General features: G+C 49.7%; 18 protein-coding genes. 9 read left to right on the top strand and 9 right to left on the bottom strand.

What is annotated here, in order from left to right:
* Positions 1–25: 25 nt before the first annotated feature.
* On the top strand, positions 26–217 hold the full coding sequence (locus F7231_RS25560; protein WP_166694080.1) for a hypothetical protein: 192 nt from the start codon (positions 26–28) through the stop codon (positions 215–217).
* Positions 218–224: 7 nt separating this feature from the next.
* Here the strand turns inward: F7231_RS25560 and F7231_RS25555 are convergent, their stop codons facing one another.
* The gene (locus F7231_RS25555; RefSeq protein WP_229370406.1) at positions 225–2,396 is read right to left on the bottom strand and encodes a heavy metal translocating P-type ATPase; all 2,172 of its coding nucleotides are present in this window, start codon (positions 2,394–2,396) and stop codon (positions 225–227) included.
* A 584-nt stretch (positions 2,397–2,980) separates the two neighbouring features.
* On the opposite strand from F7231_RS25555, the gene F7231_RS25550 reads away from it, so the two are divergent.
* The 5 genes from F7231_RS25550 (at position 2,981) to F7231_RS25530 (ending at position 9,699) form a co-directional block, all read left to right on the top strand.
* Positions 2,981–3,541, top strand: coding sequence for a helix-turn-helix domain-containing protein (locus F7231_RS25550; RefSeq protein ID WP_229370404.1), 561 nt, complete (start codon positions 2,981–2,983; stop codon positions 3,539–3,541).
* A gap of 81 nt (positions 3,542–3,622) precedes the next feature.
* On the top strand, positions 3,623–5,902 hold the full coding sequence (locus F7231_RS25545; protein WP_166694078.1) for a heavy metal translocating P-type ATPase: 2,280 nt from the start codon (positions 3,623–3,625) through the stop codon (positions 5,900–5,902).
* A gap of 53 nt (positions 5,903–5,955) precedes the next feature.
* Complete coding sequence (locus F7231_RS25540) at positions 5,956–6,177, top strand: heavy-metal-associated domain-containing protein (RefSeq protein WP_166694077.1); 222 nt, start codon at positions 5,956–5,958, stop codon at positions 6,175–6,177.
* A 198-nt stretch (positions 6,178–6,375) separates the two neighbouring features.
* Complete coding sequence (locus tag F7231_RS25535) at positions 6,376–6,849, top strand: DUF305 domain-containing protein (RefSeq protein WP_229370374.1); 474 nt, start codon at positions 6,376–6,378, stop codon at positions 6,847–6,849.
* Between the two features lie 111 nt (positions 6,850–6,960).
* Positions 6,961–9,699, top strand: coding sequence for a multicopper oxidase domain-containing protein (locus F7231_RS25530; RefSeq protein WP_166694075.1), 2,739 nt, complete (start codon positions 6,961–6,963; stop codon positions 9,697–9,699).
* Between the two features lie 71 nt (positions 9,700–9,770).
* Here the strand turns inward: F7231_RS25530 and F7231_RS25525 are convergent, their stop codons facing one another.
* Together F7231_RS25525 and F7231_RS25520 are read right to left on the bottom strand one after the other, a co-directional pair.
* Positions 9,771–10,361 carry a DUF305 domain-containing protein gene (locus tag F7231_RS25525; RefSeq protein WP_166694074.1) on the bottom strand — a complete coding sequence of 197 codons (591 nt, stop codon included), beginning with the start codon at positions 10,359–10,361 and terminating at the stop codon, positions 9,771–9,773.
* A 47-nt stretch (positions 10,362–10,408) separates the two neighbouring features.
* Positions 10,409–11,032, bottom strand: a complete 624-nt coding sequence (locus tag F7231_RS25520) for a DUF305 domain-containing protein (protein WP_166694073.1) — start codon at positions 11,030–11,032, stop codon at positions 10,409–10,411.
* A gap of 187 nt (positions 11,033–11,219) precedes the next feature.
* On the opposite strand from F7231_RS25520, the gene F7231_RS25515 reads away from it, so the two are divergent.
* Entirely contained in the window at positions 11,220–12,470 is a 1,251-nt protein-coding gene (locus F7231_RS25515; RefSeq protein WP_166694072.1) for a type II restriction enzyme NmeDI-related protein, read from the top strand.
* Positions 12,471–12,555: 85 nt separating this feature from the next.
* Here F7231_RS25515 and F7231_RS25510 read toward each other — a convergent pair whose 3' ends face one another.
* The 5 genes from F7231_RS25510 to F7231_RS25490 all read right to left on the bottom strand — a co-directional run bounded on the left by F7231_RS25510 (position 12,556) and on the right by F7231_RS25490 (position 19,334).
* Positions 12,556–15,645 (bottom strand): lantibiotic dehydratase, encoded by a 3,090-nt coding sequence (locus F7231_RS25510; protein ID WP_166694071.1) that lies wholly within the window; start codon positions 15,643–15,645, stop codon positions 12,556–12,558.
* 226 nt (positions 15,646–15,871) lie between these two features.
* Entirely contained in the window at positions 15,872–16,603 is a 732-nt protein-coding gene (locus F7231_RS25505) for a LytR/AlgR family response regulator transcription factor (RefSeq protein WP_166694070.1), read from the bottom strand.
* Complete coding sequence (locus F7231_RS25500; RefSeq protein WP_229370372.1) at positions 16,572–17,732, bottom strand: sensor histidine kinase; 1,161 nt, start codon at positions 17,730–17,732, stop codon at positions 16,572–16,574. The genes F7231_RS25505 and F7231_RS25500 overlap by 32 nt, the downstream gene beginning before the upstream one ends.
* Positions 17,733–17,853: 121 nt before the next feature.
* Complete coding sequence (locus F7231_RS25495) at positions 17,854–18,306, bottom strand: hypothetical protein (RefSeq protein WP_166694068.1); 453 nt, start codon at positions 18,304–18,306, stop codon at positions 17,854–17,856.
* 146 nt (positions 18,307–18,452) lie between these two features.
* Entirely contained in the window at positions 18,453–19,334 is an 882-nt protein-coding gene (locus F7231_RS25490; RefSeq protein WP_166694067.1) for a hypothetical protein, read from the bottom strand.
* Between the two features lie 639 nt (positions 19,335–19,973).
* On the opposite strand from F7231_RS25490, the gene F7231_RS25485 reads away from it, so the two are divergent.
* Positions 19,974–20,957, top strand: coding sequence for a replication initiation protein (locus F7231_RS25485; protein ID WP_166694066.1), 984 nt, complete (start codon positions 19,974–19,976; stop codon positions 20,955–20,957).
* Between the two features lie 14 nt (positions 20,958–20,971).
* Here F7231_RS25485 and F7231_RS25480 read toward each other — a convergent pair whose 3' ends face one another.
* A complete protein-coding gene (locus tag F7231_RS25480; protein WP_166694065.1) occupies positions 20,972–21,325 on the bottom strand; it encodes a hypothetical protein in 354 nt (117 codons plus the stop codon).
* 210 nt (positions 21,326–21,535) lie between these two features.
* On the opposite strand from F7231_RS25480, the gene F7231_RS25475 reads away from it, so the two are divergent.
* Positions 21,536–21,829: a hypothetical protein gene (locus F7231_RS25475; protein ID WP_166694064.1), complete on the top strand. Its 294-nt coding sequence runs from the start codon at positions 21,536–21,538 to the stop codon at positions 21,827–21,829.
* Positions 21,830–21,863: the final 34 nt, after the last annotated feature.

Below are 21,863 nucleotides of genomic sequence, written 5' to 3'. Positions count from 1 at the left end.
TTTGAATATCATAAAATCCAATCGTATGGTAGCTTGGGGCAACTTATTATACGCATCAGACGAGGCATTCGATACCACGCTTCGGGCTGTACTGAAAGATGAGAACTATTCATTTGAGATTGACGTGTTGTCCGAAGATGAAGCGTGGCAACGGCTAAGTATGCAGTTAGATGCCTACAGCAACCTATTGAAAACAAGTTATTCAAACAACAACTAAATAGTCGCTACGCCCGTAAACTCCGTTTCAGCAACTGCGCGTTCAGGGCTACGATTACTGTACTCGCACTCATTAAGACGGCACCGAGGGCCGGGCTGAGCACAAAATTGGGGTAGAGTACCCCGGCAGCTAACGGAACGGCAATCACATTATAACCCGTTGCCCAAAACAGGTTCTGAATCATCTTGCGGTACGTTGCCGTCCCAAATTCGACCAGGTTAGTAATGTCGGTCGGTTTGCTGTTGACCAGGATGATGTCGGCGGTTTCGGCGGCTACGTCGGTGCCAGATCCTACAGCGATGCCTACGTTGGCCTGGGCTAAGGCGGGGGCATCATTTACCCCATCGCCGGTCATAGCTACAAATTGGCCTTTCGCCTGTAAGTCCTTTACGATGGTTACTTTCTGGTCGGGCAGCACCTCGGCAAATACCCCATCCAACCCCAATTCGGTAGCGACAGCATCGGCTACTCGTTGGTTATCGCCAGTGGCCATGTAAACCTTGATACCCGATTCCTGTAAGCGTCGAACGGCCTCTTTGGAATCATCCCGGATGCGGTCAGCTAAGGCAATGTACCCCGTCAGTAGGTCGTTTATCAGCACGAATACTACCGTTTCGGCTTTACTGCCAGTCGCATCGGCGGGCAGTTCGATCCCTTTTTCTTTCAGATAGCCAGGACTGACGACCACAACCGATTTTCCGTTTACCGTGGCTGAAACGCCCTTACCCGTAATGGATTGAAAGCCGCTGATTGGTGGCAACGCTACATTCCTTTTTTGGGCTTCGCGAACAATGCCCTGAGCAATAGGGTGTTGTGACTGTTGTTCTAAAGCGGCTGTCATCCCTAACAAAGTAGCCTCATCTATACCTTCAGCTAACATCTTGATGCGGGTAACGCCAAACTCCCCTTCGGTCAACGTACCTGTCTTATCGAAGACCATTGCGGTAATTTTTCGGGCTTCCTCAAAGGCAGTCCGGTTGCGAATGAGTAGCCCCTTCTGGGCTGAGATGGCCGTTGAGATGGCTACGACCAGCGGAATGGCCACACCCAGCGCGTGGGGGCAGGCCGTCACCATGACCGTTACCATCCGCTCGACGGCAAAGGCAACGTCTTTACCCAGCCAAAGCCAGGTCACGAGCGTTATTAACCCCACTGACAGGGAGATAATGGTCAACCAGCCTGCTGCCCGGTCAGCCAGTGTCTGGGTTTGCGATTTGGCGGTCTGGGCCTCTTCGACCATTTTGACCACTTTATTGAGGTAGCTATCTTCTCCCCGATGAGTGACTTTGATTTTGAGTGCCCCTTCTCCGTTGACCGCTCCGGCGATGACCGTATCGCGCAGGGCTTTTTGCACCGGCACACTCTCGCCTGTCAACATGCTTTCGTTCACCGCACTATTTCCCTCGACCACTTCGCCATCCGTCGGGATGCGTTCGCCGGGCCGAACCAGCACCACATCGCCAATGGTCAGCGACGTAACGTTTACGTCGCTGATGGTATCGCCACTCACTTTGTGGGCATCCGAAGGCAACATCTGTACGATCAGTTCTAACGAACGTGAGGCTCCGGCAACCGATCTCATCTCGAAATAATGCCCCAGCAGCATAATGTCGATCAGGGTGGCCAGCTCGAAGAAGAAATCCATCCCGCTCAACCACCCCACCAGCACAACGATGCTGTAAACGTAGGCAGTTGTAATCGCTACAGCAACAAGGGTCATCATACCTAACTGCCGATTTCGCAATTCGCCTATCATACCCGTCAGGAATGGCCAGCCGCCATAGCCATAAATGATGGACGCAAGCACCAGCACAACTCCATTTCGGTAGGGAAAGTCAAGCGTGTAACCCGTCAGATCGCGAAACATCATCGACAGGATAACAACCGGCACCGACAGGGCAAGACATACCCAAAACCGCCGTAAAAAATCGGCAATCATGGCCCCGTGATCGTGCCCGCCGTGGCTACCATGACCGCCCGGCTTGCCCTGCCCCATCCTGGAATGATCCATCGTGGCGTGATTCATCGACTTATGTTCCATTCCGCTTCCGCCCTGATGCTGTTCGGGATTGTCGGGGCCACTGTGCCCATCGTGGCCGATGTGTTGCAGGGCTTGCTGTTCAGCGGGTGATTCGGCAGCAGACGCTGCGTGGTTGCCATGCGTCTCATGATTATGCATTTGATCGACAGGCGACTTGCTTGCCTGACGGTGGGCATGTATGGGGGACGGTTCATCATGGATTTCCATTATGTGAAATGACCCAACCGTTGACACTAATTGCTGTATGTCGGCCACAGAAGGAGACTGTTTAACCGTCAGTATGGCTTCGGGTGGGTCAATTGTCAGCAAGGCATCGATGATGCCCTGCTGACCAACCAGCCTGTTTCGGATGGCTTCGGCCTGCTCGTTGGTCGTCAAGCCATGTATCGTATACCGGTACTGGTATGTCATGTTCCTAATTGTGTTAGCTCTACTTGCGCATTCTGATAGCGTAAAACACGCTGTCTTATTCTATTTAACTCGCTGAATGCTAAAAAGGAGCGTACTACAAAAATTCTGCAAGGGCAAGCCCGAATTTTGCAAGCCCCGTCATCGCTCATACGCATAGCTTTGTTTGTTATCGTATAGGTACTCAACCACTCGGCGACCCGATGAAGTAGTGCCTGATAGAGATGGAGACAACAAGGACAAAATTGGTTCAACCGGAGGACCAGTACGCTGGTAACGCAAAACACCAGTCGGGTCTGCTACGAATTCGGGGCATGGTATGCGCCCGATGCATCGACGTGGTTCGGAACGAACTGACCCAGGCTGGTTTCGATGTCCTTGACGTTCAGTTAGGACAGGTTACACTGAGAGATTCGATAACGTCGAATGACCTTGATCGCATTCAAACCATTCTCTTGAAGCAGGGATTTAGTCTGCTTGAGGACCAGCCCAAAGTGAGTGTTCACCAGCGAGCCAAAACGTTTGTCGATGCCTATTTCGCACAAGCTGCTGACCTGAGTGAAAGCAAACTCCGCTTGTCAGCTCAGATTCAGAACGCGCTGGGCATAGATTATGACACCATCAGTGGACAGTTCACAAAAACAGAGGGCATCACGTTGGAACGGTATATCATTGGCCGGCGTATCGACAAGGTGAAAGAATGGTTGGTGTATTCGGACGAGACACTCACCGAAATTGCCCATCGCACCGGTTACAGCAGCGTGCAACATCTCTCTAACCAGTTCCGGCAGCAAACCGGTTTGACCCCTTCGTATTTTCGGCAGGTACGTCAGCAGAAAAAAGCCGTGCAGCAGAGTACCGAGCAATCAGCTTGAAATCTCACAAGTGGTCGGGGTAATTGTATAACGAAGGGGGCGGCAGGCAGGGCGACCTTTGTCAAACAAATTGACGAAACGATGATGACAACTCAGTCCATCACTGCTCATACAAAATCCGCAACTCCGGCTAAGCTAACCCGCCAAACGTTTCCAGTACTGGAAATGACCTGCGCGGCCTGCGCCGTTAGTGTCGAGTCAATGCTTGGTAATACGCCCGGCATCACTAAAGCTATCGTAAACTACGCCAACCAATCGGCTACAGTTGAGTACGATACCAAAGCGATTACCCCGGCTGGAATGCAGCAGGTTCTGCAATCCATTGGCTACGATCTGGTAGTTGATGTGGACGACCCACAGGCGGTACAACAGGAAGCACAGCAGCGGCATTACGAATCCCTGAAAAAACGAACGATTTGGGCGGGTATCCTATCAGTTCCGGTAGTCGTGCTGGGGATGTTCTTTATGGACCGGAACGCCGGACCGCTACCTTACGCCAACTGGATTATGATGGCTCTGTCGGCTCCGGTGGTGTTCTGGCTGGGCCGGTCTTACTTTGTGAATGCCGCAAAGCAGGCCCGCCACGGTAAGGCCAATATGGATACGCTGGTAGCTCTGTCAACCGGGATCGCCTTTCTCTTTAGTGCCTTCAATACACTATATCCTCAGTTCTGGCACAACCGGGGGCAACACCCGCACGTTTATTTTGAAGCGGCTGCGGTCGTGATCGCCTTCATCTCGCTGGGCAAACTGCTTGAAGAACGGGCCAAATCGAATACCTCGTCGGCGATCAGGAAACTGATGGGCCTGCAACCCAAAACAGTACGTATTGTCGAGGAGGGTAGTGAACGCGATTTACCTATTGCTCAGGTACGTGTCGGACAACTTATCGTGGTTCGTCCGGGCGAGAAAATCCCGGTGGATGGCGTTGTCGAATCAGGTACGTCGTTTGTAGACGAAAGCATGATTTCTGGTGAGCCGGTGCCAGTTGAGAAGCGGGTTGGCGAAGCGGTCTTTGCCGGGACTATCAATCAAAAAGGGGCGTTCCGTTTTACGGCACAAAAAGTGGGGGGTGAAACCGTACTGGCGCAAATTATCCGCATGGTGCAGGAAGCCCAGGGCAGCAAAGCACCCGTTCAGAAGTTGGTGGATAAAATTGCCGGTATCTTCGTACCAGTAGTCATTGGCATTGCCTTATTGACATTCGTGGTCTGGATGCTCCTGGGAGGGGAGAATGCTTTTACGCACGCCCTGCTGACTTCAGTAACAGTACTGGTTATTGCCTGTCCCTGTGCGCTGGGGCTAGCCACACCCACCGCCATTATGGTCGGCGTAGGCAAAGGAGCCGACAATAATATACTTATCAAAGATGCCGAGAGTCTGGAATTGGGCTATAAGGTGAACGCCGTCGTGCTGGATAAAACCGGAACCATTACAGAAGGCAAACCAACTGTAACGGATCTTGCCTGGCAGGTGGGCGACGATGAGGTAACTCACCTCTCGTCAATACTGTACGCGCTGGAATCCCAGTCTGAACACCCACTGGCCGATGCGGTAGTCGAGCGGCTACGGGTAAAGGGTATCAAGGGCATGACTCTTGACGGATTCGAGAGTTTGACAGGTAGGGGCGTGTCAGGTCGTTACGGAAACAGGACATATGCCGTGGGTAACTACCGGCTTTTAACTGAGCGTGGTATTGTGGCTGATCCTGCCGTTCAGCAATTGGCAACTGGCTGGCAAAATGAAGCGAAAACGGTTGTGTATTTCGCCGATCAAACCCGCGTTCTGGCGGTGCTGGCCATCGCCGACCCGGTGAAGCAAACCTCCCGCGAAGCCATTGATACGCTCACAAAACGAGGTATTGCCGTGTACATGATGACCGGCGACAACCGCCAAACCGCCGAAGCCGTGGCCAAAGCCGTTGGCCTGAGTGACTTCCGGGCCGAGGCCCTGCCCGCCGACAAAGCCGCATTCGTGAAAGAACTTCAGGCAAAGGGCAAGGTAGTGGCCATGATCGGCGATGGTATTAACGACTCGCAGGCTCTGGCTCAGGCTGATGTCAGTATTGCCATGGGACACGGCTCCGACATTGCGATGGACGTAGCCAAAATGACGCTCATCACTTCCGACTTAAATAGCGTACCAAGAGCATTGCAACTATCGAAGAAAACGGTTCAGGCCATTCGGCAGAATCTGTTCTGGGCATTCATTTATAACCTCATTGGCATCCCGATAGCAGCCGGGCTATTATATCCGATTAATGGCTTCCTACTGAACCCAATGATTGCCGGGGCCGCGATGGCTCTTAGTTCGGTGTCAGTCGTAAGTAACAGCCTGCGACTGCGGGCGGCTAAACTCTGACCTAATCTACCCGTTAATAAATCGAGCTAATTTTCAACTAAAAAGTAACTATTATGGAAACCTTAAATTTCAAAACTAACATCAAATGCGGTGGGTGTATTGCCGCAGTCACGCCCTATCTGAATGCCATTGAGCAACTCGATGGCTGGAATGTGGATACGGCCAATCCTGACAAAATTCTGACCGTGCAGACTACCGATAACCGAATCGGTGAGGTGGTAAAGAAGGCCATTGAAAAGGCGGGGTATAAGGCCGAACCGATTGCAAGGCCGTAACGACGCGGGGCGGTCCACCGTTGCGGTGCCGTCCGACCTGATTTCCAAAAGTTTTGCAACCATTCGGTCTGAATCTTGTAAGCAGGCCCGGCAGACGCTGGGCCTGCTTATTTGTTTTAATGATACTCAACGGATCAAATTATGGAAGCGCATAAGCAACACACGGGCCACGCCCAATATTCTCAACCGGGTCACATCATGTCCAATCATGGGGCTGCTAACGGGCAACCGTATGGAAAGCTGGCTATCATGGGTGTCCTGTCCTTTATATCCATGTACGTCCTGATGTATTCGATGGTTGACCGATTTGCCAACGTCATTCCGAACGTCAATCAGTTCTACATGGCCGGCCTGATGACGATGCCCATGATTATCATTGAAGTCCTGCTGATGTCGGCGATGTACATGGATAAACGGCGCAACGCCATCATCATCGCTGTAAGTGCGGTGGCCCTTGTCGGCTTTTTTCTGTCCATCCGTCAGCAAACGGCTGTATCAGATCGGCAGTTTGTCAAATCCATGATCCCGCACCACGCAGCCGCTATCCTGATGGCCAAAGAGGCTGACTTGAAAGACCCTGAACTTATCAGGCTGAAAGACGAGATCATCACGGCTCAGGAGAAGGAAATCAAGCAGATGAAGAACAAATTAGCCGAACTCGACAAGGAGTAGCCGCTTTGTCAAGACCTCCAAACGGTTTAAAACCACCTCAACCCAATACGATAAGCGGCTCTCCCGTCTGGTAAAGCCGCTTTTTTTAGTATAGATACAATGCGTCCAACAATGAAAAATATCTTATTTACGGCTGTCAATCTCCTGCTTTGGAGTACCGGATACGCGCAACATCTGCAGCACACATCCGGTACGACCAACCAACCGGTTGAGCAGCCGTATAGCCCCGACAAGTCGAATTCGAATTTCCCACGGGTCAACACGTCACTGCCGGTGTCCCGCCCACAGGCACTTGCCCGCGTAAAACCCACCGGCAAGCGGGTCGAGTATGACCTGACGATTGATGAGCAGGCAGTCAACATTACGGGCAAGTCAAAGCAGGCCATGACCATCAATGGAGGCATACCCGGCCCGACGATGCGGTTTACGGAAGGCGACGTGGCCGTGATTCGGGTACACAACAAGTTAAAAACAGAAACCTCCCTGCACTGGCACGGCCTCTTGCTGCCTAACAAACAAGATGGTGTTTCGTACCTGAATACACCGCCCATTCACGCGGGCAGCACCTACACGTTTGAATACCCACTGGTCCAGTCAGGTACGTACTGGTTCCATTCCCATACCCGCTATCAGGAGCAGGTTGGGGTATACGGCTCTATCGCCATCCAGCCCCAAAAGCCTACTTATAAAGTAGATCATGATTTGGTGCTGTTGCTATCGGATTGGACGGATGAGAATCCGGCTTACATTCTAAAGAACCTGAAACGGCGCAACGAGTGGTACTCCATCAAAAAAGGCAATGTCCAATCGCTCAACCGTATTATTCAACACAGAGCGGTGGGGGCGTACTTGCGACAGTCGATGATGAAAATGGCCCCGATGGATATTTCGGATGTGTATTATGATCGGTTTCTCATTAACGGGAAAGATACCGTTCGCTACCCGGAAATTAAGGCTGGTCAAACGGTACGGTTGCGGGTTATTAACGCCAGTGCATCTACGTACTTTCATGTTAATTATGCAGGTGGTGCCATGAAACTGATTTCCGCCGATGGCCTCGATGTTCAACCTGTGGAGGTTGACCGGCGGCTGATCGCTATTGCAGAGACCTACGATTTTATAGTCACTGTTCCTCAGGGAGGTGCCTTTGAAGTGCGGGCTTCGGCTCAGGACGGATCGGGCTACGCAACGGCACTGCTAGGCAGCGGTCTGGCAAAATACGCCCCAGCCATTCCCCGCCCTGACCTCTACAAGTTAACGGCCAATATGAGCCGGATGGGAAGCATGGGCATGGGTACGATGAACATGGGGAAAACCGATACGACCGCCCAGGCTAATATGGACATGAACGGCCCCATGATGCACGACATGCCTGGCATGGGTTCCAAATCCGGTAAAGCGGAGTCTGCTGTGGACCAAATGGATCATAGTAAGATGGATATGGGACAGACCAAACCAGCAAAACCGGCACCCGCTACGTCTAAAAAGTTCGATTCGATGGCCGAAACGTCGGACCGAGGCATGGATCATAGCCAGATGGATATGGGTCAAAAGCCGTCAGCAAAGAAGTCGGCTTCGACAAAAAAGGCCACTAAGCCAATGAAAGCGGCTGGCTCAATGGCTGGAATGGACCACAGTGGCATGAACATGAAAATGGATTCAGTACCCGCTAAGAAAACAGACAGCAAAAAGCCGGATGACATGGCAGAAATGGACCACAGCCAGATGAATATGGATAACATGTCTGGTAATGGGGCAGGAATGCAGGGTATGGATCACGGCGGCATGGCCGATGCCGCGTCGGCGGACCGGTCGGACCGAGGCATGAGTATGATGGACGAGCAGAGCACCATCGACTACAGCATTCTCAAATCGCCCGAACCCATCGTGTTTCCTACCAGCCGCCCGATTCGGGAAATCCCGCTGACCCTGACGGGGAATATGTTCCGCTACATTTGGGGCTTCAACGGGCAACCCCTGTCACGGGCAGACATGATCCAGATACGGCGGGGTGAAATCGTGCGTATCCGCATGATGAACAACACCATGATGATGCACCCCATCCACCTGCACGGGCATTACTTCAGGGTTCTGAACGGGCAAGGGCAGTACTCGCCCCTCAAGCATACGGTGAACGTGTCACCAATGGAGAGCGTCACCATCGAGTTTATGGCCGACGACGATAAAGACTGGTTTTTTCACTGTCACCTGCTCTATCACATGCTCAGCGGGATGGCCCGCGTGGTCAGTTATGGCGACAAACCGGATTCATCAATCGCGGCTATTCAAAAGCTACACCTGCGCGATATGCGCGACAATCAACCGTTTGTCTGGGGCTACCTACAGCCCGGTTATCCCATCAACTATTTCAGTGTCAACGTCTCCAACAACAAAAACGCTATCGTCGCGGGTGGCGACCACGACTGGCGCACGAATCGGTTCGAGTTCGACCTGGACTACGAGCGATATTTTGGCGACTGGTTCCGCGTTTTTGCCGGTATCGACGGGGGTAACGAAGAATTTCTGCGCCGGGTACGTTCCCAGGACGGTAGCCTTCCAATAGGTGACCGGCGTATTGTTCGGGCTGTGGCGGGTATTCGGTACATGCTGCCGTTTTTGATTCAGTCCGAGGTGAAACTTGACATACGGGGCAACGTCCGCTTTCAGCTTAGTGGCCAACAAATGTTGTTTCCCCGGTTAGATTTTCAGTATCAAACGCAATGGCTGGTGGGCGGCTACGTGCGGGCGCACATTGAACTGCAATACACCGTCACCAAAAACCTGTTTATTCATACCGACTACGACACCCGTTATCAAACGGCTGGGGGCGGACTGGGCTATAATTTCTAATCAGTAAAAGCAGAAGCGACCCGCTCAATCTGAATAGACTAAGCGGGTCGCTTCTGTAGCAATTAGTTTAATTACCCTTTCAGACTGGTCTCCAGCTTTTTCAACTCGCCAATCTCCTTCGTTTGTTGGTTGATGACCTTGTTAGCCATCTTCTTCATGGTTGCCGTTTTTCCTTCTTTCAGGAACGCCCGAGCCATATCTACACCCTGTTGATGGTGCTGCGCCATCATACTGGCGAAGTCGTGGTCGGTTTTGCCGTTCATGGAGTGTTTACCACTGTGCATAATCTCCATGCCCGTTTTCCCCAACGTTGACGACGACGGCATGGGTTTATGGCTGCTCAGGAACTGATCAAGTTCCTTAATCTCAATCTGGTTGGTAGCCTTGATCCGGGTTGCTAATGCCTTTACTTGCGCGTTAGTCCCCTGCTTAGTTTCCAGGTCGGCCATATCGACGGCCGACTGGTGATGCATTTTGAGCATCATAGCGAAATCATGATCGGGATCGCCCGTCATTTTCATGCCCATCATCTTGGTCATGCCCGATTGCATAGACTTCATCATGGCATTGCTGGCCGACATCTGCCCGGTTTGCGCAATAGATGCCTGCGCTAAATACATGGCTACACCAATTGCCACCATCTGAAACGAATTAGTTTTCATAAAGGGAAACGTTGATTAGGCCAGCGTAAACACTGGCAGATTAGCAATTAGTAATTTTTGTTGGTTTTCAGCCAGTCTTGCAGCATACCAATTTCTTTCTTCTGGTCCTCGATGATCTTCGTGGCCATTTGCCGGATCTGGGCATCATCACCGTATTTAAGCTCTGACATTGCCATTTCCAGGGCACTCTGATGATGATCGATCAAAAGCTGGGCATAGTCCACATCAGAATCACCCGTAAGGATACGGACATCCTGCGCCCGCATCATTTTCATCATCGACTCCATTTCTTCTGCATTGTACGTTGGACCGGCCGCAATGGGAACTGGTGTGTGCGCCTGTAGGAATTGACTAAACTGGCTGATTTCCGAAGTTTGGGCGGTGATTACCTGTTCCGCCATCGTCTTCATAGCCTGGTTATCGCCTGATTTAAGTTCTTCATTCGACATATCAATGGCCCCCTGATGATGCATCCGCATCATCATCGAGAAATCGTGGTCAGGGTCATTAGTATCCACCATTTTGTCCATCTCTGCCATCATGCGATGGTTGATTTGTTGATACACATTGGCATCATGGGCCTGCGGCTGTAGGCCTTCTTTGGTGTCGCAAGCCAGCATGATCCCTGCCAGGAACAAGACAGACGTTGCCCGTTGAATTGAATTTTTCATATACGTTGAGTACGCTTACTGCGTCATTGATTAACCGCCGACTACCCAGACTGGTTATTACAAGATTACCCCTATGGGATTACAGAATTTTTAGGGTGGTCGACAGCATCTGTTGTCAACGACGGCTTGGCAAATCGGTGTACATTGTTCAACTTAGCCATTTATTAATGGCTCATTGATCCTCTCTATGCCTGCTTCTTCTCTAACTGGCCTGATTGACGAGTACAAACAGAATCCTGACCTGACGTATCAAAGCTGGTTTCTCCACAATGAAGACCGCCTGAAAGCGTTCCGTTCTATCCGGCGTGGGGTGTCGCAGGTTGTCAGCGATATCAAAGACGGTTCCTTTCCAAACGACTTCAAGGGTAGTTCACTCGAATTTGTGCTGAGTTGCATCACCGAGCAGAAGCAACTATTTGAGGGAGCATCCCATCCGTTTTACTGGAAGCCGAAGCTACGCATCCCGGATATTTACGAGAATCAGGACCATAAGCGGTACTTCGGCCAGTTTCTGGAATGCTGCCTGAAGGCGACTAAGCCCGAAACGGTTGTGAACGAGATAAAACGGCTTGATGCGTACAAGATAAAGGGCTTAGGGCCTGCCGTAGCCAACATCCTCTACTTCCTGCATCCGACCTGGGTACCGCCCTTTAATACGGCCATCATCAACGGGTACAACCGACTCTTCAACGAGCGACGTAAGTTGGGGTCGTGGTCGGAGTATTTAGCTATTCGGGACAAGATGATGGCGGTAAATACTGAATACCGGCACGTTTTATCGAATGACTTAGGCGCGTTGGCGGGCCTGTTATTCGAGATTGGAGCTGGCAATGTACTGGTGCCAGGTCTAGCTGACCAACCCGTTGTTGAGCGCGAAAAAGTCGAAAAACAACTATCTAAGCGTCACAAGGAAATCGTCAATGAACAACAGGAGGAGCAAACGCACAGCGAGATGCAGTATCACCTGCTGACCATTGGGCGGGCATTAGGGTACGATGTCGCGGCTGCCCGAAACGATATGTCCCGACAATACAACGGCCATTCGTTTTCGTTTCTGAGCCTGCCCAACTTACCTAAGCTCCCCGTTGCGCCCGAAACCGCCCAAACCATCAGTCTGATTGATATTGTGTGGTTAGAGAAAGGAACAGGACGTATCATCTGCGCCTTCGAGGTAGAGAAAAGTACGTCGATCTACTCGGGTATCCTGCGCCTGACCGATTTAACCTGCTCCCTACCCGACCACGCTACGGCGTTGTATTTAGTCGTTCCCGACAGCCGACGCAAAGAAGTTGAGATGCAGCTAACTCGTCCTTCCATCAGACAGACAAATACACCGATCCGCTATATACTGATGTCGGAGCTACGTACCCATTGCGACGCGCTGTGCAAGTTTGGGGACAGCCACCGGGTATTGGAGAAAATAGCGCGGTCTGTGTAAATCAGGTGATCAAAACAGCACACCTGGTAGCTCGAAAAAGCAACGTTCAGAATCAATGAGCGTGGCTTTTCTGGTGAGTGATTATTTAGTAGACTTGTGTAGTAGAACTAAACTTTCTGGTTAATTCTGTCGCGTACCTCCGTACTAAAAAGTGGTAAACCACGCCCTCACTCATGCGCTGATTACTCACGAAAAACCGGTTGAACAGCATATGAAGTATTGACCGTACAAACTCTGTAAAATCAGGAGTTTGTGCATCGTCCTGCCTACGAATCTGCTGAATCTGCTCGACAAGTGGTCGCCAATCTTCTACCGATTGTACGTCGGGCAATGAACAACCAGCAACACGTTCCTGCCAGGCTCTATACTGCGTGTTCAACTCTTTACGTAACATGTGATTCTGTTTGTTTTCACTCAGAAAACGAACTTGAAGCTGTACTATCAACTCTTGCTTTTGGGAAGCCGATAGACCAAACGCATCAAGTAACTGATCTGCCCGTTCACACGCTACCCACCAGTGCATATCCTCATCGAGTGCTGCCAATTGATTAATCCACAAAAGATTCCATTCACTATCCCGCCAAAACAATCGTTCGGTGAGGGGGATAGTCAGGTGGCCGTATCGTTCTAACTCACGTTGGTATGTATCGACAACGGTAGAGTGTACTAGGCCCATTTCCTGCCACGGAGCCAGTTGCCGGGTAAGTTCCGTCAGAATGAGGTGATAGGTACTTTCCGAGCCATGAAAACGGAGTCGAAGGTGATGTTCGGGGTCGTAATATCGAATAAAAAACCAATGGTCGATCCACTGCTCCGCCATCGCTCTCGTAACCATCGGGCCTACTACTTGTCTCAGCACATCGTTGGCGGTTAACTCGCCGACGTACACCTTCACGTACAGCCACTCGCTGCCTGGCCCAAAGGAACGATGTATCTGAGTAGTGTCGACCCTAAACGGAGAGTGCCGGGGTGGGGGCGGAGCCTGCGGCAACCCAAATGGAATTACTAATTCACTTGAGTACCGCTGCCCGGCACGGCTGAGCCAGCACTGCGCCGGACTACCAAGCCACTCAGCAACGCGAACGCTGTCGCGCTTGCTCAATTCGGCAAATAATATCTGTTGGCAGGGTGGACTACTCAGGTCGAGTAGCAGCTCGTGGTCACCTTCTACCAACGTAATCAACCGGGGAAGCGAAAGACATTGCTGAAGGTCGTCAGCCATCACTGTAGCCGATAGCCAGTGTTCCCGTAGGGTGAGGCTCCACTGCGCTCTTGCCAGAATAAGATGCTTATAAACGATTCGTGGCAGCCGGGGCTGACCGTCCAACATACCCCACGACCAACGCATCGAGAATCCCTCATCCTGATGGCTCAGGTCAGTGAGAAATCGGTACACATCGTCGGACTGATGGTAATTGTGGGCAGTGGTATTACGCGGCATTACTCTTTGATTATACCGCTTAGACCAGAGTTCAACTGTTGTTCCATCTATTGTCCTCACCCAAAGGTCTTCCAGCGCAATTGTGTACGTGTCGTCAACGGAGGAGGGAGTAACGTAGGGGATTTCGTACCTCCGTAGGGCCGGGCGACTTAGTACGTTCCCCATACGCCCTGCCGGTAAATGGGCGATTTCGGCCAGTAGGTCATTGGAACACTGTTGAGCCTCCCAATCGGTGAGTTGCCTGAGCTGATGGGTCAATGTCTGGTGGTGGCTACCAAACCGGGCCATTAGAGAAGCCGCAGAAGGGCCTGATACGCTTTTTAGCAGAAACTGGTAGTGGCCAGCGTCAATTGCTGTTTCATCGGCTCCATACAACTCACCCAGAACAGCCCAGCTACGGGCCAACGGCTTGTCTGGGACCGACTGTGCCGTTTTGTTCAGGTCTTCATCAGTAATAAGCTGAATAGACTGTCCTGTTTCCAGAAAATCCGTTAGTTTATCAAGCCGCAACCCGTCCAAACGGTCAGCTTTGGGTGCTACAGGGATAGCTTGATCATTCAGTGAATTCAATAGCGACAACTGACCAGCCCGAGGCCCTGAATCGCCGTACCCAATGCCGGTTTCATGATCAAGTGACTTTAACAGGGGTACTGCCTGACTTCCGTAGCGGTCGTTCAGTCGCTGAGCGAACGACGACAGAGCTTGCGACTGATTGTCATTGCGTAGGGAACTCAGTTGTAATAGTTCCTGGCCAAGTTGCTCAACAACCGACTGGTTCAGTATTACTTCCTCTGTAGGTCGAAATAGGTCAATCTGGCATACTCCCTTCTCGGTATAGCCTTCACCGACCTGTTTTCGCATCCGTTCTTCTGTATGATGAGTTACCAGCGTGGTTACAGTCCCTCTTTGTAGCTGCTCCTGAATCACTCTGATTTCGGATGTTAACGACTGAGCTGCAGGTATGTCAGTAAGACGTTGGAGTAGTTGCCCGAAAGTATCATCTCCGGTGATCGATGATTCCAATTCACTAATCAGGATATGGGCATCGATTAGTTCATCCACCAGCACCTGAGCAACTTCTGGCTCTTCCCTGATAGTGTCGATAAGGAAAGCCACGATGCTGCGTCCCTGCGCCCCTTCAGCGCAAGCATGGACGAAACTCAGCACGGCTTCGATTGTGTCATCACACTCTACGGAGTTAATGTAGAAGGTCCGTTGGCCCGCCTGTAGGGTATAGTCTGAATATCGAAGCTGCGTGCCTAACCGATACAGGCTGTTATTAACCTTGTAGCGAAGTGCCAGGCGAATCTGGGGTTGTTCAACGAGTCGGTCAACCAGTGCTGATAGCCAGGCTGAATCCGGACGGATACACAGCTCAGGTACGTCCTTACCCACAGTACCGATAGTTTCTGTACCAACTGTAGCCACACTCACACCAGCAAACATGCCAAAAGGCGTACTCCGGCTACTCATCCGCAAGATGTACCGCCACAACGCCAGCCGGGCATCCTGACCTGGCAATACTGCCGGTTGTTTCTGCCAGCGTAGCCATACCTTGTGTAGAGTGGGAGAAGCAATCTGTAACGCCTGTTCCACTGCCAACTGGTTCAGCCAGTTCCACAGCACTTGATCGGTTTCTTCTTCGGTCAGAGGCAACTGGTTGAGTGATGAATCAATGGGTAGGAGAGGGGAGCGAACCAGCGCGAACGAATGGGTAACAAGCTTCAGACGCATAAAAGCAGCACGTACAATAAGGCCCGTCAGTACACTACCGACGGGCCTTGACTGATTAACAAGTGAAGATGATGGTTAAATCAATCGTCGTTGGGTACTTAACGGGCCGGGGGTTTGATACAGGCATCCGGGTTCCAACCGCCTTAGTTTTCAGACGTTTTGCAGAAGTTGACATGGGTTAAAAAGTGAAAAAGTGAACAATAAAAAAAAACAGGTACTCGCACGATTAAAGGGCCATTCGGATGATGTTGCTGACCACAGAGCGGTACGTAGTGCCAACCGGAACGCGCTGACCACTCTGCATTTCGATCTGTTGACCATCCGCCTGCCGGATTCTGGCCGTATTGACAATGAACGACCGACTGACTCGGATGAACAGGGGTGCAGGCAGTAGCTTTTCCAGAGCTGAAACCCGCTGATGACTGACCAGGGTCCGATCAGCCAGCGTGATCTTGACATAGTCGCTCATAGCCTCGACAAGGATAATGTCCTGACACGCCACGTTCACCATCGTTTTGCCTTCCTTGATAGCCAATTGGCTAGATGCAGGTGCGGCAACTGTAGCTGACCCGGCCACTCCCGTTTCTACTGCATGAATGCGCTCATGTACCTTCGTAATGGCACGTACAAAACGGCTGAACGTGACAGGCTTAAGCAGAAAGTCCACGACATTATTCTCAAAGCCCTCGAAAGCAAACTCCTGATAACCCGATACCACGATGACCCAGGGAGCTTTACCCGGAAGACTACGGAGGAGTTCATAACCGTTCATTCGGGGCAGGTTAATATCCAGTAGCAGCAGGTCTGGCTTCAGAGACTGATACAATTCAATAGCCTGTAGGGCATTACTGGCCACCCCGACTATTTCCAGATTAGGAATCTGCGCAACATGGTCGAGCAACAGTTCCTGAGCCAGGGGTTCATCATCAATTAGTAAACAGCGTAGGTACGTATTCATGAGTTGCAATGGTTTCGCTCTTTCTCTTGAGCGGAATAGTCAGTCGGACGTAATACCGCTCCGACTGATCTTGTAAAACCAATTCATAATTTTGTTCCGGGTAAAGCAACGCTAACCGGCGTTTGACATTAGTGAGTCCGATGCCGCCATCGATAGTCGGACTGACCGACGTTTCACTTTTGTTATTAGCTACCGTAAAGGCCAGGATACCGGTGTCGGCTAATTCTGTAATTAGACTGATTTGTACCCACCCGCCTTCATAAACGGCGTTTAGCCCGTGTTTAAAGGCATTTTCGACGAACGTTACCAGCAGCAGGGGAGGAATTAGCCATTGCCGCATCGGTTCGGTTGGTTCCGGTAGCGAACACTCGACAGCCTCGGGCTGTGAATGTCGAATCCGTTCCATGTCGATATACCCCTGAAGAAAAAGCAGTTCATCGTGCAGAGGTACAAACTCCTGACTGGTACGGTAAAGCGTGTAACGCATCAGCGTTGAGAGATTGGCCAATGTTTCGGCGGCCCGGCTATCCCGTCTATGAATCAGAGCATAAATGTTGTTGAACGCATTCAGCAGGAAATGCGGATTGATCTGCTGCCGTAGAAACTGTAAATCCTTTGTAGCATTCTCCTTTTCGAGCAGAACGTTGTTCAGTTCCAGTTGTTGCCGCTCCTTCTCAATCGCCAGTTGAGCTTGGTTTCGGGCATATCCATCCCGTATCGCTTTAATTAAGAGAGGAATCAGAATGTAGGAAATGAATAACCCAAAGACAAAAAACAGGATCGACGGATCGATGAGGTAATCGTACCACCGTGCCTGCATAAAGAGGTCAACTCGTCGGGCAAGGTACTTAGGCAGAGGAGCATAATGCGCCTGCGCCAGCCGCAGTAAACTGTACGTGTTGAGACACATCAGGCCATAGTATCCACCTAATGCTCCCGCCGTCAGCAGCAGGTGCTGAACTAAGCTACGCGGTTTATAAAGTATCTGTGGAATCAGCACGTAACCCAGTAGTCCAAACGATAGCAGGGTCGTTAGAAAGTGATGCGCATTGACAACGTATAAGAGTTCATCGTTGGGTTGGTCAGCGAAGGCACGTCGAAACTGGCTTAGCGTTAATACGCAGCTCAAGCCCCAAAAAATAACATGCCACAACACCCTTTTCCAGGTGATAGGACGCCGAAAGGCAATGACCCTTTGAGCGTCCTTGTGTAGAAAAGACACCACTGGTAAACTTTAAGTAAGGGTGATACTAATTCGTTTTACCAAGTCTGCGGATGCCAACCAACAATACCGCCTGTGCGCCGATTTCTTCGTTTTTTCGGCCTGGTGCCGCAGTTGCTCTGATCAAAATATGTTCAGGTTGCTTGCAGTTCATTTCCAGTTTCGTATAAATGCTCCAGGTATGATTGGGACCGGTGATCCAGTCAGCAGATTGCTCAGCTCCTTCTATTGGAAACGCGCTTACCAGTGACAGGCTATGCTCTACGTAGGCGTACCCCTGAGGTATAGCAACCTCTTTTTCTATGGTCACTGTCGGAAGCCTATTCTTGTTGAGAACCTCAATGGGGACTGTCAGCGTAGAATCTGGGGCTAAGCTCTTTACATTCAACAATGTAGCGGGAGCCGTTACGGTTGCAAGGTTGGCGAACGCTACTGTACTTACTGGCAGGGCCAGCTTGACAAATAGGGAAGCAAAAGACATAAAAAACAGTAAGATTTACTCTATTTACAACATCAACATAATAGACTAACGTTTTTTATAGCTCTGTGATTATCTAAATTATTTAAATAATTACCTTTTTTTCGATATTATTGAGTATCAATAACTTGTAAAAGCATCTAAAGATGCTAATCGAACAGCGTTTGGGGAAAATCTTGCTCAGGCTTGTTTTTGTTTGTTTGAGACAAAGAAGGAATTACTCCCAATTCTTCGTCAAGCGGTTCCGGCGGTTTGGGACGGGCGTAGAGCTGCTGCTTTCCGGTCTGGGTAATCAGGCTGAAATTGTTCAAAAAGTTTTCTATTTCCTTGTGCTGGTGGGGATGCTCACGACTGATCTCACGGGTGTCTACGAAAATGAGATTATAACGCTGCTGCGTTATAACGCCCTGACCATCCCGTTGGGGGTTTAGCAGGTGTTCCTGTGCATTGGCAAATTCCTGCTCTGAGCTACGATACTTATAGTTAAGCGTTACGTACTGATAGTCCCGCTTGTAGTTAGAAACTGCAAAATCGTAGTGGTCCAGGTTATTCAAGACTTCTTGCCATGTCTTGATCTCCTGTTCCATCATGCCAATCTTACCACGCTCATCCGAAAGAGCAGAACCGGTTAGCTTGTCAATCTTATCCAGCTTGATAGCCCGCTTGACAGTTAATTCATTGATGTAGTTGCTGACGCGTTCTTCCTTATCGTCTCGAGTCAAATCATTATTCTTTAGCAGAATATACTTGTGTTTCTTGAAAAACGTCAATCGGGTTGCTGGCTGGCCAAAGTTGACCAGTTTGATAGTACGGCAGTCAAAGTGTTCGTAATCAGCAAAAAGTGACTGATCGCGCGCATCTACGAAGTAGATGACACCGGTTCCGTTCCATTCACCCTCAATGTCCCAGGTATTACGATCTGGTTGGAGCTTATTGACTACCATCATTAGTTGAGTGAGTGCTCGTAACTGGCGAGCGTAATCAGCCGGTTCGTAGGCCTTTCGTTTACGGGATGATTCTTCAGAAGCCATAAATAGCAATTGTAGTGGTTGTATAAGTTTACTTTTAAAGTAAACTTAATATGTTCTCTCAACCAAATCTTTTTGATGGCTCCGCACTATTTATTGGATTTTTTTAGCAAACACCTCTCGTTGCCGAACCTCAAGAATCAATAATTGTATTTTTTAAAATTGTTCTGAGATTGATAATAGTAACTGTGGGTAAAACTATGTTAAACTACTGATTAATAAATAGTAACGATGTGGATAAGTGTATCAATAGCAATGGATTAGAGTAGTAAGGCAATAAATTTAAGTAGTAAGGCAATGAAAATAAGTCAACATTTGACCCTAAAGGCAATAGCTTAGAGTTGCATGGGCAATAGATCTAAGTCGGAAAGGCAATGAATTTAAGTCGAGAGGCAATAAAGTAGAGTAAGATGTAATATTCTAAAGGGTGAAGAGTCGATATGATCTTTCAGGCAAGAAATAAGCGGTTTAAATGTTTAATTTTTTACACATATTTTGTGAAGGTAAAATGTTGATAGTCAGTAACTTAACCTAATTACGGCAAGATCTTAGAGTGTGAAAGACCCAATTTTTGATGCAAACACCGGCAAGAGCATTTTGATTAGTCTTGCTTTTGTGATTTAGTTGTCTCTACTTAGGCTTATGAACGAGGAGATAGTTATTCGTGAACCACTCACATTGCTGCTGGGGCGGTCCGAGTTTTCGCTTCATGAGCGTCGCTTGTATTGGAATATTCTCAAGGCACTGAAAGGTGAACAGACATTTGACGTTAAGTCCTACCGTGTTGAGGACCGACAGTTTCGTATTCACTACTCAGATGTTTTTGTTGGAGAAAATTCACACGCGCAGACGAATGTCATTTTAAAAATATTGGATCGGGTCACTTCGCGGAAGATCAAAATCTTCGACCAGGACCGGGGCAAGTATACCTTTATCGTTCCAATCCCTTACATTCATTATGAGTCTCACAAGGGCTATTTTGATATCGTCGTCAATTCGATGGTGTTGCCTTACTTTATTGACTTGAGTAAGGGTTACTCACAGTACGAACTGAGTGCGGCCGTTTCCCTGAGTAGCGAATACTCACAACTGCTGTTTCCACGCCTGACCCGCTTCATTGATACTGGCCTTTGGCGAGTCGAGGTGACAGAGCTTCGTGAACTACTCAATGCTCAGAAATATGTCCGCTACTCGAACTTTAAACAGATGATCCTGTCGAATGCACTTTCTGAAATTAATCGGAAGACGTACCTCGATATTGTTATCACGGAGCAGAAAGAGGGCCGGGCGGTAAAGTGGCTCAACTTTATCATTCGCCGAAAGAGCAAGACCAGTCCGAAAGCGACGTACTACGCGCTTGTTAACAAGGATTTGCAGAAAGCCAGTGAGCTGTCATTTGCTGACAAACAAAAGAAGGCGGCTGAGTTCCTTTACAATTATCAGTTTACAGATAGTCAGAAGAAAACGATTCTCAGTAGTGAGCAGTACCTTAATGAGTTTCTTCGCTTAGATAGCATGATAACGCACGGAGCGGTTACGGTAACCACTACACCTACGCGCTATATCGCCGGGATTTTGTTCAAAGACCCATCGGGCCCCAAACCCAAGAAGCAGAAGAGTGGCTAAACTGCTTATGAGACCTATGTCTCGATGGCTTGTAAGATCTGTCCAAATTCGTTGTTAAGCAGGTTGCGCCAGGCAGGATTACGAGCAGTTGGGCCATCCCAGGTAAATGTGACAAGGTCGAACGACTCGCCGTATGGCTTTGGCCGCTGACTCTCAGGATAATGCTCAATGAATAGTAAACGTGTTGAATCGAGGTTGCAGCGGTTGACGACTTCCGTAGCAATTAGCTCCGCTGCATTGGTAACGCTCATCCCTACGCCCGTCTCAGAAGCTATCACCAACGGAATATCCCGGTAAACGGTAATGAGGCAGGAACTAGGAAAGCCATTAGGGGCGCGGTAGTCAAGTGTAAACTGTTCTTTGTTCATGTGATGATGAGTGTAAAATTCGTCACCGAAGACAAACGTGGACGTAGCGTATAGCTGTTCTAAGATAGCAATAAGATCACTGTATGCAAGATAGTAGGTAAATTTTATGTCCGATAAACTTTTCTTATCGGACGTAACTAATATTGTGATAGATTACCCCTAAAACAAACCATCTGTATAAATCCTATCCATTCTGCTATCTCTGACTCCGTGCTAATCGTTGACTGCCTAACCCGTCTGTTTTGGGATTTTACCAGCGAGGATGTTCAATACCTACGGTCGCAGCACCACGAATTGGATCATGTTTGGAAAACTTACATTGAGCCACTATCTGGCGAAGCAACCTTCCACGAACTCTGGCGTTGCTGGATGCTCAAACTTGGTGCTGACAGTAAACAGGTGCTGATTGACCATGCCCTGAACCGTTTCGGTGAGGAAATTGCACAAAGCCTCCTGCTCACCCAGCGTATAAAAAGCATGGTGCAGCAACGAAATGGCCTTTAATCAGAATAAACATTCCATTTTATCATGCATTCCG

The sequence above is a fragment of the Fibrivirga algicola genome (assembly GCF_011742925.1).
GTDB classification, from domain to species: domain Bacteria; phylum Bacteroidota; class Bacteroidia; order Cytophagales; family Spirosomataceae; genus Fibrella; species Fibrella algicola.
Note: the sequence above shows the minus strand (reverse complement) of the source record. Positions and strands in the feature narration are given on the sequence as shown.